Here is a 13,913-nt window from a genome sequence, read left to right as displayed (position 1 = left end):
AGGAACGCTGTTGATGGGAATCTTGAAAAGCCTGTTTACCCTCGGCAAATCTGTGCTTTCTCAGGCAGAAGAGTCAATCGAAGAAGCACAGGGCGTCAGAATGCTGGAGCAACACATTCGTGACGCAAGAAATGAACTGGAAAAAGCCGGGAAATCGCGAGTTGACCTGTTGGCACGCGTGAAACTGAGCAATGACAAACTGAAAGATCTGCGCGAACGTCAGCCCACTCTTGAAGCGCGGGCGCTGGAAGCGCTAAGTAAAAACGTCAATCCGTCGTTAATTAACGAAGTCGCCGAAGAGATCGCGCGTCTGGAGAACGTGATTGCGGCTGAACAGCAAGTGCTTACTAACTTAGAAATCTCACGTGATGGCGTTGAAAAGGCCGTTACCGCAACGGGCCAGCGGATTGCTCAGTTTGAACAGCAGCTTGAGGTGGTTAAGGCAACGGAAGCGATGCAGCGCGCTCAACAGGCCGTGACAACATCTACAGTCGGGGCTTCCTCCAGCGTATCGACGGCAGCAGAGTCACTTAAACGTCTGCAAACACGTCAGGCAGAGCGACAGGCCCGGCTGGATGCGGCAACACAGCTGGAGAAAGTGACTGACGGACGCGATCTGGACGAGAAACTGGCTGAAGTCGGCATTGGCGCTGCCAACAAAAGTTCTGCCCATGATGTGCTGGCGCGACTACAACGCCAGCAAGGCGAGTAATTATACGGCAAAGCCTGCCCGCAAAGATTGCTAGCTGGCAGGTTAGTAAGGGATAACGATGTCGACTTTTTTACAGCGTATATTTGGCACTGCAGAGGCCGCTACGCCCGTTCGTGGCCCATTGGGCCTACATTTGAGCGCAGGGTTTACGCTCGACACACTGGCGTTTCGCCTGTTAGAAGAGGATTTGTTGGTGGTGTTGCCCGGCGAGGAGTATACCGTTGCGGCAATCAGCCATATTAATTTGGGCGGTGGAAGCCAGATTTTCCGCTACTACACCTCGGGCGAGGAATTTCTGCAAATCAATACTACCGGCGGGTCAGATATGGATGATATCGACGATATCAAACTGTTTGTGTATGAAGAAAGCTATGGCTTAACTCAGAAAAAACACTGGCAGTCCGCCATTAGCCCGGCAGAGATCGGCATGCCAGCGCTTTTCTGGCAGGGTCAGCACTGGCAGCGTTTTTTTAATGACGAAGAACCGGGGAATATTGAGCCAGTCTACATGCTGGAAAAGGTCGAGAATCAGCAGCATGCAAAGTGGGAAGTGCATAACTTTACCATGGGCTACCAACGACAGGTAACAGCAGATACCTGGGAATATCTGCTGTTGAACGGCGAAGAGTCGTTCAATGAACAAGGCGAGCCAGAGTGGATATTCTCACGGGCGCTGGGTGTCGATATCCCATTAACATCTCTTAATATTATTGGTTAACGTCAGGGACGAAAACAATGCATATCCTGGAATCATTACTGGCCTTTTGTGCCTATTTTTTTATTGGTGCGGCCATGGTGATAATTTTTCTTATTATCTATTCAAAGATAACACCGCACAATAAATGGCAGTTGATTAAAAATAACAATACGGCAGCCTCTCTGGCATTTAGCGGCACGCTGCTGGGCTATGTTATTCCTTTATCCAGCGCAGCAATCAACGCGGTCAGTATTCCTGATTATTTTGCCTGGGGCGGTATTGCGTTGGTGATACAGCTTATTATCTACGGTGGTGTACGCTTATATATGCCAGCATTGAGTGAAAAAATTATTAACCACAACACCGCTGCGGGACTGTTTATGGGAACCGCTGCGCTGGCTGGCGGGATTTTTAATGCCGCCTGTATGACATGGTAATGGACGATCATGGCTAGAAAACGTAAATCCGGACAAAAGAAATTGGGAACAGGTCATTCGGCGATCGCCCGAATGAATCGCCCGGTGAATCCCTTTGAGAAAAAACGCAGTCGCTACAGTGGAAAGTATCTGACGCTGGCGATTATGGGCGGCGCAGCATTTTTTATCCTCAAGGGATGCGGGGATGATACAGGCTCGGACAACGACGGAGACGGCCGGTTTTACTCCACGGTGAGCGAATGTATTGATGACGGTAATACCGCTACCGTGTGTGCGGACGGCTGGAACAATGCCAAGACAGAGTTCTATGGCAAAGTGCCAACGCAATTAAGTAAGGCGAGTTGTCAGACCCAGTTTGGCGATTGCTACCTCGATAGCACCGATCAGAGTTGGGTGCCGGTGTTTACCGGTTTTTTGCTCAGTCGGGTGATTCGCAAAGATCGTGACGAGCAGTATGTTTACAGCAGTGGCGGCTCATCATACGTTTCCCGCCCCGTCTGGCGTACGACCTCAGGCGACTATGCCTGGCGTTCCGGTAGCGGAAAAAACGATACCGCCACGACGCATGCCTACACGACGAAGAAAGTCTCGACGGTTTCTCGCGGGGGTTACGGGCGTTCGTCCAGCGCGCGCGGGCACTGGGGAGGCTAACGATGTTACGACATGATATTCCTGTTCGCCAGGATCTGGACCAGATCGCCTACGATCATGGTTTTGATTTTCACATTATCGACAACGAAATCTACTGGGATGAAAGCCGGGCTTATCGCTTTACGCTACGGCAAATTGAAGAGCAGATCGAAAAGCCTACTGCTGAGTTGCATCAAATGTGTCTGGACGTCGTTGAGCGAGCAGTTAAGGACGAGCAGATTCTTCAGCAATTGGCCATTCCCCCACTGTACTGGGATGTTATTGCTGAGAGCTGGCGCAATCGCGATCCTTCGCTGTATGGGCGAATGGATTTTGTCTGGTGTGGCAACAATGCGCCGGTCAAGCTGCTGGAATACAACGCTGATACACCAACGTCGTTGTACGAGTCGGCGTATTTCCAGTGGCTATGGCTGGAAGATGCTCGCCACAGTGGGGCGATCCCGCGGGACACTGACCAGTACAACGCTATCCAGGAACGTCTGATCGCCCGTTTTAGTGAGCTTTACAGTCCGGAGCCGTTTTACTTCTGCTGCTGTGAAGATTCCGACGAAGATCGCACCACCGTGCTGTATTTGCAGGATTGTGCGCAGCAGGCAGGTCAAGCGTCGCGGTTTATTTATGTTGAGGATCTGGGGCTTGGCGTCGGCGGTGTGCTGACGGATCTTGATGACAACGTCATTCGTCGCGCCTTTAAGCTCTATCCTCTGGAGTGGATGATGCGTGACGATAACGGTCCGTTGCTACGTCATCGCCGGGAACAGTGGGTCGAACCACTGTGGAAGAGCGTGCTCAGTAACAAAGGGTTGATGCCTCTGCTGTGGCGATACTTCCCCAACCATCCAAACCTCCTGCCAGCCTGGTTCGAAGGTGAAACGTCAAAAATTGCACCCGGCGAAAGCTATGTACGCAAACCGATATTTTCCCGTGAGGGGGGCAACGTCACCATTTTTAATGGTCAGCAGCAGATTGTTGAACATGCTGATGGCGACTACGCAGAAGAACCGATGATCTATCAGGCGTTTCAGCCGCTGCCGCGTTTTGGCGATAGCTACACGCTGATTGGTAGTTGGATCGTCGACGATGAAGCCTGCGGCATGGGGATCCGTGAAGACAATACGTTGATTACGAAAGATACTTCTCGTTTTATTCCTCATTACATTGCTGGCTAAACGTACTTTTGTGATCTCCCTCCTTCGCAGAGAGTGTGGTTCTGACCATACTTAAGGCGATGGCCATTGATGGAGGGAGACACAATGCATTGGCAAACGCATACCGTTTTTAACCAACCAGTACCACTCAATAACAGCAACTTATACCTATCGGATGGAGCACTGTGTGAAGCAGTCAACCGCGAAGGCGCTGCCTGGGATAGCGATCTCCTCGCCAGTATTGGTCAGCAATTAGGCACTGCAGAATCGCTTGAACTGGGTAGGTTGGCTAACGCGTATCCGCCTGAACTGCTGCGATACGATCCGCAGGGGCAGCGGTTGGATGATGTGCGCTTTCATCCCGCCTGGCATTTACTGATGCAGGGATTGTGCGCCAACCGCGTGCATAATCTTGCCTGGGAAGAGGATGCGCGGCAGGGAACGTTTGTTGCCCGAGCTGCACGTTTTATGCTGCATGCACAGGTGGAAGCGGGAACCTTATGCCCGGTGACCATGACCTTTGCCGCTACGCCGTTGTTACTCCAGATGTTACCTTCGCAATTTCATGACTGGCTGACGCCGCTGCGTAGCGATCGCTACGATTCTCATCTTCTGCCCGGCGGGCAAAAACGCGGCCTGCTGATTGGTATGGGGATGACGGAAAAGCAGGGTGGCTCGGATGTGCTGAGCAATACCACTCAGGCAGAACGGCTGGCGGATGGCGCGTATCGGCTGGTGGGGCATAAATGGTTCTTCTCGGTACCGCAAAGTGACGCCCATCTGGTGCTGGCGCAGGCCAGAGGCGGCTTATCCTGCTTTTTTGTGCCGCGATTTTTACCTGATGGCCAGCGTAACTCCATCCGTCTTGAGCGCCTGAAAGATAAGCTAGGCAATCGCTCTAATGCCAGCTGTGAGGTTGAATTTCAGGACGCGATGGGCTGGCTGCTGGGAGAAGAAGGTGAAGGTATTCGCCATATTCTGAAAATGGGCGGCATGACGCGTTTTGACTGTGCGCTGGGGAGCCACAGTATGATGCGACGCGCTTTTTCTGTCGCCATTTATCATGCGCATCAACGCCAGGTATTTAGCAAGCCGTTGATTGATCAACCGATGATGAGACAGTTATTAAGCCGCATGGCGCTTCAACTGGAAGGTCAAACCGCGCTACTGTTTCGCCTGGGGCGGGCCTGGGATCGTCGAACGGATGCGAAAGAAGCGTTGTGGGCCCGGTTATTCACCCCGGCAGCCAAGTTTTCCATCTGCAAAGGCGGTATGCCATTTGTTGCAGAGGCCATGGAGGTGCTCGGCGGTGCAGGCTATTGCGAAGAGAGTGAGCTGCCGCGTTTATACCGTGAAATGCCGGTCAACAGCATCTGGGAAGGGTCTGGCAACATCATGTGCCTTGATGTGTTGCGGGTGTTGGCGAAACAACCTGGTATGGTCGACATGCTCAGCGAGGCCTTTGCCGAGGTCAAAGGGCAAGACAGGCATTACGATCGAATGGTGCGTAAGCTACAGCCGCATTTACACAAACCCAGTGAAGCGCTGGGACGGGAAATTACCCAGCAACTGTTCCTGCTCGGCTGCGGGACGCAGATGTTGCGTTATGCGTCTCCGCCCGTGGCGCAGGCCTGGTGTCAGATGATGCTGGATACGCGCGGCGGGATGAAGTTGTCTGAACAGGTACAGAATGATTTGCTACTGCGGGCAACGGGGGGATTACGGTAATAATATGCCTGATGGCGACGCTGGCGCGTCTTATCCTGCCTACGTTCGTTGTAGCCAGGATAAGTTTACGCCATCCGGCAATCTGTTATGCATAAAGTATGGCCTGTACGCGCCAGTTATCGGGCTGCTGTTCTTCGTACATCTGAATAATCCGGTACCATGAGGCACCTTGCTCATCCGCTTTTAACGCCACAACACGCTCCACATCCTGCGGATTTCCCGCAATGTTACTGACAGATATCTGGCCAATTTCGTTGAGACCCGTTACGCAGTCAGCGCTGGCGAACTCGGCAGACTGTGCCGTGGTATCCACCATTCCAGTAGAAAGCAGCAGTGAGGATAAGGCTAGTGATTGTTTCATCGTCAGCTCCATTATTCGTACCCCTACACGTGGCAGGGCATTCCATCGCGAGAATAAACCTCCAGCTCCCTGCTGTTGGTTTATTGTGCACAGGAAAACGCATAGGGGCGCAAAGCAATGTAAAACTGACTAAATTTCAACCCAATGTTATTTACGATACAAAATGGCTTGTGAATACCATTGGCCTGTTACGATGGTCTCATCGACTAATAAGACAACGTAATAATCAGCTTTAGCCGCAGCGGCTTTGGCGCGGATCTCTGCCAGCGCATCATCTGGAGAACCTCTTACCAACGCGCTCACAACCCCCAATCGCTGTAACCCATTACTCTGGTCACGGCGGATTTCTTGTGGGTGATCGGCGACGGGCGGTGCCGGTTGTGGCGTGCCCTGCAGCACGCTACAGGCGCTTAACAACATCACCAGCATCAAAGAGGCAAACCGATGCATAACTCTATCTCGTTTCCTGATAGCCATAGTGTAGTGCCTTATTAATTTCCCTTTAGGGGGAATGTTCCCGAATTGTTATCTCTCACGCGATTTTCGAATGAAAATGTTGCGAAAGCGTAACCCAGTTCTCAACATTATGAATCATTGCCGCACACATTCACTTGCGTTAAGTATTTCGCCATGGCATACCAGAAAAAAAGAGGCGACATATGATAGAAATTGAAACACGACAGTTGGCGGGGATCCCTGTCCTGCACGCATTTCCCACGAATAAACACGACCTTTCACTCCCCTGCGTTATCGTCTATCACGGGTTTACCTCTTCCAGTCTGGTCTACAGCTATTTTGCCGTTGCACTGGCACAGGCCGGGTTTCGGGTCATCATGCCCGATGCGCCCGATCATGGCACGCGCTTCCACGGTAATGCGCAGGAAAGAATGCACCGCTTCTGGCAGATATTGCAGCAAAACATGCAGGAATTTACGGCGTTACGTGCGGCGCTGGTGGCTGAAAATTGGCTGTTGGATGAACGTCTTGCCGTGGCAGGGGCATCTATGGGGGGCATGACAACGCTGGGCATTATGGTGCGCCATCCCGAGGTGAAATGTGCAGCCTGCCTGATGGGATCGGGCTATTTTACCCGACTTGCCCATACGCTTTTTCCGCCAGTATTGGTACAGACGACGGAGCAGCAGGCGGAATTTGATGCGATTGTCGCGCCACTGGCTGACTGGGAGGTAACGCATCAACTGGAGCGCCTTGCCGACAGACCGCTGCTGTTGTGGCATGGCCAGGATGACGACGTGGTGCCGGCAGTGGAAACCTTCCGCTTACAACAGGCGCTAATCCAGGCAGGTCTGGACAACTCGCTGACCTGCCTGTGGGAAGCAGGCGTACGGCATCGCATCACGCCAGAAGCGCTGGCGGCGACAGTCGCGTTTTTCCGCCAACACCTCTAAACGCGCAGAATAGTCACGCCCTGTGCTTCCAGCTGTTGCAGGATCTCAGGGTTCGCATTTTTGCCGGTAATCAGCATGTCGATTTGATCGGCACGGCTGAACAGCATGCCCGCGCGCTCACCGACCTTGCTGCTATCAACCAGCACCACCAGTTTGCCGACCACGTTAAGCATCTTTTGTTCAGCCATCGCGGTGAGCATATCGGTTTTATACAGTCCGTCAGCTGTCAGTCCTTTACCGCTGGTAAACATCCAGTGTCCGGCATACAGGCTATTCTCGCTGCCTTGTGGGCTCAGCGTGATGGACTGACTTTTGTTGTACTGTCCCCCCATGATGATCACGCTTTCATGCTCCTGGTCGATCAGAAAATTCGCCAGCGGCAGGTAGTTGGTGATGATTTGCACCGGTTTGCCACACATTTCGCGGCCAAGCAGGAACGCCGTTGATCCACAGTTGATCACGACACTTTCACCCGCGTTCACTAACTGGGAAGCGGCTTTGGCAATCCGCACTTTTTCGTCGTGGTTTTGCGCCTGATGCAGATTCATTGGGGTCCAGCGCGGGCGCTGCTGGGTAATGGCTTCTGCACCGTTACGGACTTTCTTGAGCTTGCCGCTTTCGTCGAGTTTATTGATATCCCGGCGCGCTGTGGCGGGTGAGATTCCCAGACGTTCAATCACGTTCTCAACGGTAACAAAGCCCAATTGCGCCAGCATATCCAGCAATATTTGATGTCTTTGTGCTTCAGTCATGAGCTATTCCGATACAAATTGATTTGAAAAGATGATATTTGAAATAGCCTGAAAATACTAAGATAAATGGGTAAAAATGCCGGGAAGACCCGGCATTTTAACTGCAATCACAGGAAGGATTTAAACGGTAAATCCGGTTCAATGGTAAAGCAGTCTTCAAAGCCGCGCGGGTAGTGATACTCAAAATTATCTTTGTCCAGCGGCCAGGTGAACTTGCCGCCAACCTGCCAGATAAACGGTTTGAAGCCATACTTCAGCCGGTCTTTTTTCATCTCCCAAAGAACACGGATCTCCTGTGGATCGGCCTGGAAGTTTGACCAGATATCATGGTGGAAGGGGATAACCACCTGGGTATTCAGCGCTTCTGCCATACGCAGCATATCGGAACTGGTCATTTTGTCGGTGATACCGCGCGGGTTCTCACCGTAGGAGCCAAGTGCGACGTCGATGTGATGCTCGTTGCCGTGCTTTGCATAATAGTTGGAGTAGTGAGAATCACCGCTGTGATATAGCGTACCGCCCGGCGTTTTGAACAGGTAGTTAACCGCACGTGCATCCATGCCGTCAGGCAGGATACCTGCCGCTTTTTGATCCGCAGGCAAGGTGATTAATGCCGTACGATCAAACGCGTCGAGCGCATGGATTTCAATATCTTTTACTTTAACGACGTCGCCTGGCTTCACCACGATGCAGCGTTCTTTTGGCACGCCCCAACTCACCCACAGATCCACACAGGTTTGTGGTCCGATAAACGGCACATCGTCGGCACAGTTCTGCATGACGGCGGCAGCAACGTTCACGTCGATATGATCGTTATGATCGTGCGTGGCGAGAACGGCATCGATCTGGCGAATAGCGAAAGGATCGAGAACAAACGGCGTGGTGCGCAGGTTTGGCTGGAGTTTCTTCACGCCTGCCATACGCTGCATCTGATGGCCTGTTTTCATCAGTGGATTACCGTGGCTCTGCTTGCCTGTTCCGCACCAAAAATCAACGCAGACGTTAGTCCCGCCTTCCGATTTCAGCCAAATTCCGGTACAGCCCAGCCACCACATCGCAAAGGTGCCTGGTGCAACCTGTTCTTGTTCGATCTCTTCGTTTAGCCAGCTGCCCCACTCCGGGAATGTGCTCAGGATCCATGATTCACGCGTGATACTTTTTACTTTACTCATCGCATTTACCTTCAGGTTTGTTCAAGTTAAATCAAATTGTGACTTATTTTGATTAATCCTGACACTATTTTATCAAAATGGCAATGCGTGTTTTTTCAACAAAAAGAGACGCTCTCGATAAATATTGCAATAAGATAAAGTGCCATCTCATTAATTAATAATCATATTTAATTGTTTTTATTGATTTTATTTTCGTTTGATTGAATGTGGGAAAAACCATTTCATTCGTAAGTGAATAATTTGCGTACTGCATCACATTTAATCAAATTCAATCTTGATGTGATTACTTTTGAAAACTAAAGTGAGGGCACAATATCCTGGGCATCTGTAATGAATGTTCAGCAACTTCGTCTACTGGAGATCGTTATGGAGATCCTCTACAACATCTTTACCGTGTTCTTTAATCAGGTCATGACCAACGCCCCGCTGCTGTTGGGTATTGTGACCTGCCTCGGTTACATCCTGCTGCGTAAAAGTGTCAGCGTTATCATCAAGGGCACTATCAAAACGATCATCGGCTTTATGCTGCTACAGGCCGGGTCCGGCATTCTCACCAGCACGTTCAAACCGGTCGTGGCGAAGATGTCTGAGGTTTATGGCATCAACGGGGCGATTTCCGATACCTACGCCTCAATGATGGCAACCATCGAACGCATGGGCGACGCTTATAGCTGGGTGGGCTATGCGGTGCTGTTAGCGCTGGCGCTGAACATCTGTTACGTGTTGCTACGACGGATTACCGGGATTCGCACCATCATGCTGACCGGGCACATCATGTTCCAGCAGGCGGGATTGATTGCGGTCTCGTTTTATATCTTCGGCTATTCCATGTGGACCACCATTATCTGCACTGCGGTGCTGGTGTCGCTTTACTGGGGCATCACTTCAAACATGATGTACAAGCCGACGCAGGAAGTGACTGATGGCTGCGGCTTCTCTATCGGGCACCAACAGCAGTTTGCGTCGTGGATTGCTTATAAAATCGCACCGTATCTGGGCAAAAAAGAGGAAAGCGTTGAAGACCTCAAGCTGCCAGGCTGGCTGAATATCTTCCACGACAATATCGTCTCGACAGCGATTGTGATGACCATTTTCTTCGGTGCGATCCTGCTCTCTTTCGGTATCGATGTGGTGCAGGCGATGGCGGGGAAAACCCACTGGACGGTCTATATCCTGCAAACCGGCTTCTCGTTTGCGGTGGCCATTTTCATTATTACTCAGGGCGTGCGCATGTTTGTCGCCGAACTCTCTGAAGCCTTTAACGGTATCTCCCAGCGTCTAATCCCAGGGGCGGTACTGGCCATCGACTGTGCGGCCATTTATAGCTTCGCGCCGAATGCTGTGGTCTGGGGCTTTATGTGGGGCACCATCGGTCAGCTGATCGCCGTCGGCATCCTTGTCGGCGTAGGTTCCTCCATTCTGATCATTCCGGGCTTTATCCCGATGTTCTTCTCTAACGCCACTATCGGCGTGTTTGCTAATCACTTTGGCGGCTGGCGTGCTGCGCTCAAGATTTGCCTGGTGATGGGGATGATTGAAATCTTCGGCTGCGTCTGGGCGGTGAAACTCACCGGTATGAGCGCCTGGATGGGTATGGCGGACTGGTCAATTTTGGCACCGCCGATGATGCAGGGCTTCGCCTCCATAGGGCTGATTTTTATGGCCGTCATTATTGTGATTGCACTGGCTTATATGTTTTTCGCAGGACGCTCATTGCGCGCTGAGGAAGACGCAGAAAAACAACTGGCAGAACAGTCTGCTTAATAAGGAGTTCCGATTATGACCGTACGTATTCTGGCTGTATGTGGTAATGGGCAAGGCAGCTCCATGATTATGAAAATGAAAGTGGACCAGTTTTTAACCCAGTCAAATATCGACCACACGGTGAACAGCTGCGCGGTGGGTGAATACAAAAGTGAACTGAGCGGCGCGGATATCATCATCGCCTCCACCCACATCGCCGGTGAGATTACCGTTACCGGCAATAAATACGTGGTGGGTGTACGTAACATGCTGTCGCCCGCTGACTTTGGTCCAAAGCTGCTGGAAGTGATCAACGCGCATTTCCCACAAGATGTGAAGTAAGGACGCCATATGAAATTACGAGATTCATTGGCGGACAATAACGCGATCCTATTACAGGCCGAGGCCAGCACCTGGCAGGAGGCGGTCAAGCTGGGCGTTGATCTGCTGGTTAAGGCTGATGTGGTTGAGCCGCGCTACTACCAGGCCATTCTGGATGGCGTTGCCCAACATGGTCCCTATTTTGTGATAGCGCCGGGTCTGGCGATGCCGCACGGGCGCCCAGAAGAAGGTGTGAAGAAAACCGGTTTTGCGCTGGTGACCCTGAAAACGCCGCTGGTCTTCAACCATGAAGATAACGACCCTGTCGATATCCTGATAACGATGGCGGCTGTTGACGCCAACACCCATCAAGAAGTGGGCATCATGCAGATCGTTAACCTGTTTGACGATGAAGCTAACTTCGACCGTTTACGTGCCTGCCGCACCGCGCAGGAAGTGCTGGATTTAATTGATAACGCCACCGCGGCGGCTGTTTAAAAGGAACACCAAAATGTCATTACCTATGTTGCAGGTTGCGCTGGATAACCAATCCATGTCTTCCGCGTATGAAACGACACGCCTGATTGCCGATGAAGTAGACATTATTGAAGTGGGTACCATTCTTTGCGTTGCCGAAGGCGTGCGTGCGGTTCGCGACCTGAAAGCGCTGTATCCGCATAAAATCGTGCTGGCAGACGCCAAAATCGCCGACGCGGGAAAAATTCTCTCCCGCATGTGTTTTGAAGCCAACGCGGATTGGGTGACAGTTATCTGCTGTGCAGATATCAATACCACCAAAGGTGCGCTGGACGTGGCGAAAGAGTTCAATGGCGACGTGCAGATTGAACTGACCGGCTACTGGACCTGGGAGCAAGCGCAGGAGTGGCGTGAAGCGGGCATTCAACAGGTGGTGTATCACCGCAGTCGCGATGCACAGGCAGCAGGTGTGGCGTGGGGTGACGCGGATATCAGCGCGATCAAACGTCTGTCTGATATGGGCTTTAAGGTCACGGTGACCGGTGGCCTGGCGCTGGAAGATCTGCCGCTGTTCAAAGGCATTCCGATTCACGTCTTTATCGCGGGTCGCAGCATTCGCGATGCCGCTTCCCCGGTTGAAGCCGCGCGTCAGTTTAAACGCTCTATTGCCCAGCTGTGGGGCTAAGGAGCAATTATGCTGTCGAAACAAATTCCGCTCGGCATCTACGAGAAAGCACTCCCCGCCGGAGAGTGCTGGATGGAGCGGCTACAGCTTGCGAAAACGCTGGGTTTTGACTTCGTTGAGATGTCAGTCGATGAAACCGACGCTCGCCTGGCGCGTCTCGACTGGAGCCGTGAGCAGCGTCTGACGTTGGTTAACGCCGTTGCCGAAACCGGCGTGCGGGTACCGTCGATGTGCCTGAGCGCCCATCGTCGCTTCCCGCTCGGCAGTGAAGATGACGTGGTACGTGCTCAGGGGCTGGAGATCATGCGTAAAGCGATCCAGTTCGCCCAGGACGTCGGCATTCGAGTCATCCAACTGGCGGGCTATGACGTTTACTATCAAGAAGCCAACAACGAGACGCGTCGGCGTTTTCGCGACGGGCTGAAAGAGAGCGTCGAGATGGCGAGCCGCGCACAGGTGACGCTGGCGATGGAGATCATGGATTACCCGCTGATGAACTCGATCAGCAAGGCGCTAGGCTACGCGCACTACCTGAATAACCCGTGGTTCCAGCTCTACCCAGACATCGGCAACCTGTCGGCGTGGGATAACGACGTGCAGATGGAGCTACAGGCCGGAATCGGACACATCGTCGCCGTACACGTGAAAGACACTAAACCCGGCGTATTTAAGAACGTACCGTTTGGTGAAGGCGTTGTCGATTTCGAGCGCTGTTTTGAGACGCTCAAGCAGAGTGGCTATTGCGGACCCTATCTGATTGAGATGTGGAGTGAAACCACTGACGACCCGGCGGCGGAAGTGGCGAAAGCGCGTGACTGGGTGAAGGCCCGAATGGCAAGCGCAGGTCTGGTGGAGGCGGCGTAATGCAAAAACTCAAACAGCAGGTGTTCGAAGCCAATATGGATCTGCCGCGCTATGGCCTCGTGACCTTTACCTGGGGCAACGTCAGCGCTATCGACCGTGAACGCGGGCAGGTGGTAATCAAGCCCAGCGGTGTCGCCTATACGCATATGACAGTAGACGATATGGTGGTGGTGGATATGTCAGGGAACGTGGTGGAGGGTGGCTATCGCCCTTCCTCTGATACCGCGACTCATCTGGCGCTGTATCAGCGTTATCCATCGCTTGGCGGCATAGTGCATACCCACTCTACCCACGCCACAGCATGGGCGCAGGCGGGGCAGGCGATCCCGGCGCTGGGAACCACCCATGCGGATTACTTTTTTGGCGATATTCCCTGCACCAGGGCATTAACGGAAGAAGAAGTGCAGGGCGAATATGAGCTGAACACAGGAAAGGTGATCATAGAAACGCTAGCCGACGTTGAGCCGTTACATACGCCGGGCATTGTGGTCTATCAGCACGGCCCGTTTGCCTGGGGTAAAGATGCCGAGGATGCGGTGCATAATGCGGTGGTGATGGAGGAGGTGGCAAAGATGGCGTGGATTGCGCGCGGCATTAACCCCGGGCTTAACCCCATCGACGATTACCTGATGAATAAACACTTCATGCGTAAGCACGGTCCGAACGCCTATTACGGGCAGAAGTAAGAAAAATGCCCCGGAGCTAAATCTTTAAGGGGATGTTATCGGTCTGGCTTCGGCGGCGTTTTACTGCAAA

The 13,913-nt window shown here is 52.4% G+C and carries 17 protein-coding genes; 13 read left to right on the top strand and 4 right to left on the bottom strand.

The genetic code is table 11. The annotated features are described in order from the left end of the window. Nucleotides 1-13 precede the first annotated feature (13 nt). From M2374_RS12035 to M2374_RS12010, 6 genes are all read left to right on the top strand, one after another. Nucleotides 14-712 carry a PspA/IM30 family protein gene (locus M2374_RS12035; RefSeq protein WP_259154956.1) on the top strand — a complete coding sequence of 233 codons (699 nt, stop codon included), beginning with the start codon at nucleotides 14-16 and terminating at the stop codon, nucleotides 710-712. Between the two features lie 58 nt (nucleotides 713-770). Further along, nucleotides 771-1,430 (top strand): YjfK family protein, encoded by a 660-nt coding sequence (locus tag M2374_RS12030; protein WP_096758577.1) that lies wholly within the window; start codon nucleotides 771-773, stop codon nucleotides 1,428-1,430. A gap of 17 nt (nucleotides 1,431-1,447) precedes the next feature. Then, complete coding sequence (locus M2374_RS12025) at nucleotides 1,448-1,846, top strand: DUF350 domain-containing protein (RefSeq protein WP_259154953.1); 399 nt, start codon at nucleotides 1,448-1,450, stop codon at nucleotides 1,844-1,846. A gap of 9 nt (nucleotides 1,847-1,855) precedes the next feature. After that, nucleotides 1,856-2,497 (top strand): DUF1190 domain-containing protein, encoded by a 642-nt coding sequence (locus M2374_RS12020; RefSeq protein WP_117342427.1) that lies wholly within the window; start codon nucleotides 1,856-1,858, stop codon nucleotides 2,495-2,497. Between the two features lie 2 nt (nucleotides 2,498-2,499). Next, on the top strand, nucleotides 2,500-3,666 hold the full coding sequence (locus tag M2374_RS12015) for a glutathionylspermidine synthase family protein (protein ID WP_181688537.1): 1,167 nt from the start codon (nucleotides 2,500-2,502) through the stop codon (nucleotides 3,664-3,666). A gap of 84 nt (nucleotides 3,667-3,750) precedes the next feature. After that, the gene (locus M2374_RS12010; RefSeq protein ID WP_181688536.1) at nucleotides 3,751-5,373 is read left to right on the top strand and encodes an isovaleryl-CoA dehydrogenase; all 1,623 of its coding nucleotides are present in this window, start codon (nucleotides 3,751-3,753) and stop codon (nucleotides 5,371-5,373) included. An 85-nt stretch (nucleotides 5,374-5,458) separates the two neighbouring features. Here M2374_RS12010 and yjfN read toward each other — a convergent pair whose 3' ends face one another. Both yjfN and bsmA read right to left on the bottom strand, forming a co-directional pair. After that, nucleotides 5,459-5,734 (bottom strand): DUF1471 family protease activator YjfN, encoded by a 276-nt coding sequence (gene yjfN, locus M2374_RS12005; RefSeq protein ID WP_170974189.1) that lies wholly within the window; start codon nucleotides 5,732-5,734, stop codon nucleotides 5,459-5,461. A gap of 147 nt (nucleotides 5,735-5,881) precedes the next feature. Further along, on the bottom strand, nucleotides 5,882-6,211 hold the full coding sequence (bsmA, locus tag M2374_RS12000; protein ID WP_117342426.1) for a biofilm peroxide resistance protein BsmA: 330 nt from the start codon (nucleotides 6,209-6,211) through the stop codon (nucleotides 5,882-5,884). Nucleotides 6,212-6,393: 182 nt separating this feature from the next. On the opposite strand from bsmA, the gene yjfP reads away from it, so the two are divergent. Continuing rightward, on the top strand, nucleotides 6,394-7,143 hold the full coding sequence (gene yjfP, locus M2374_RS11995; protein ID WP_181688535.1) for an esterase: 750 nt from the start codon (nucleotides 6,394-6,396) through the stop codon (nucleotides 7,141-7,143). Here yjfP and ulaR read toward each other — a convergent pair. Together ulaR and ulaG are read right to left on the bottom strand one after the other, a co-directional pair. Continuing rightward, nucleotides 7,140-7,895, bottom strand: coding sequence for an HTH-type transcriptional regulator UlaR (gene ulaR, locus M2374_RS11990; protein ID WP_096758569.1), 756 nt, complete (start codon nucleotides 7,893-7,895; stop codon nucleotides 7,140-7,142). The two genes, yjfP and ulaR, sit on opposite strands and share 4 nt — an antisense overlap. Before the next feature lie 107 nt (nucleotides 7,896-8,002). Next, nucleotides 8,003-9,067 (bottom strand): L-ascorbate 6-phosphate lactonase, encoded by a 1,065-nt coding sequence (ulaG, locus tag M2374_RS11985; protein WP_181688534.1) that lies wholly within the window; start codon nucleotides 9,065-9,067, stop codon nucleotides 8,003-8,005. Nucleotides 9,068-9,433: 366 nt separating this feature from the next. Here ulaG and ulaA point away from each other — a divergent pair, with 366 nt between their 5' ends. Genes ulaA through M2374_RS11955 form a run of 6 tightly spaced genes read left to right on the top strand, consistent with a single transcriptional unit; the run spans nucleotide 9,434 to nucleotide 13,843 of the window. Next, nucleotides 9,434-10,831: a PTS ascorbate transporter subunit IIC gene (gene ulaA / locus M2374_RS11980; protein WP_096758567.1), complete on the top strand. Its 1,398-nt coding sequence runs from the start codon at nucleotides 9,434-9,436 to the stop codon at nucleotides 10,829-10,831. A gap of 15 nt (nucleotides 10,832-10,846) precedes the next feature. Then, complete coding sequence (gene ulaB, locus M2374_RS11975; protein WP_096758566.1) at nucleotides 10,847-11,152, top strand: PTS ascorbate transporter subunit IIB; 306 nt, start codon at nucleotides 10,847-10,849, stop codon at nucleotides 11,150-11,152. A 9-nt stretch (nucleotides 11,153-11,161) separates the two neighbouring features. After that, the gene (gene ulaC / locus M2374_RS11970) at nucleotides 11,162-11,629 is read left to right on the top strand and encodes a PTS ascorbate transporter subunit IIA (protein ID WP_096758565.1); all 468 of its coding nucleotides are present in this window, start codon (nucleotides 11,162-11,164) and stop codon (nucleotides 11,627-11,629) included. A gap of 13 nt (nucleotides 11,630-11,642) precedes the next feature. Beyond that, nucleotides 11,643-12,293, top strand: coding sequence for a 3-keto-L-gulonate-6-phosphate decarboxylase UlaD (ulaD, locus tag M2374_RS11965; RefSeq protein WP_096758564.1), 651 nt, complete (start codon nucleotides 11,643-11,645; stop codon nucleotides 12,291-12,293). Between the two features lie 9 nt (nucleotides 12,294-12,302). Continuing rightward, nucleotides 12,303-13,157, top strand: a complete 855-nt coding sequence (ulaE, locus tag M2374_RS11960; RefSeq protein WP_117342423.1) for an L-ribulose-5-phosphate 3-epimerase UlaE — start codon at nucleotides 12,303-12,305, stop codon at nucleotides 13,155-13,157. Continuing rightward, nucleotides 13,157-13,843: an L-ribulose-5-phosphate 4-epimerase gene (locus M2374_RS11955; RefSeq protein ID WP_115259606.1), complete on the top strand. Its 687-nt coding sequence runs from the start codon at nucleotides 13,157-13,159 to the stop codon at nucleotides 13,841-13,843. The genes ulaE and M2374_RS11955 overlap by 1 nt, the downstream gene beginning before the upstream one ends. The last annotated feature ends 70 nt before the right edge of the window (nucleotides 13,844-13,913 follow it).

It is taken from the genome of Citrobacter sp. JUb117 (assembly GCF_024809055.1).
Lineage (GTDB): Bacteria > Pseudomonadota > Gammaproteobacteria > Enterobacterales > Enterobacteriaceae > Citrobacter > Citrobacter gillenii.
Note: the sequence above shows the minus strand (reverse complement) of the source record. Positions and strands in the feature narration are given on the sequence as shown.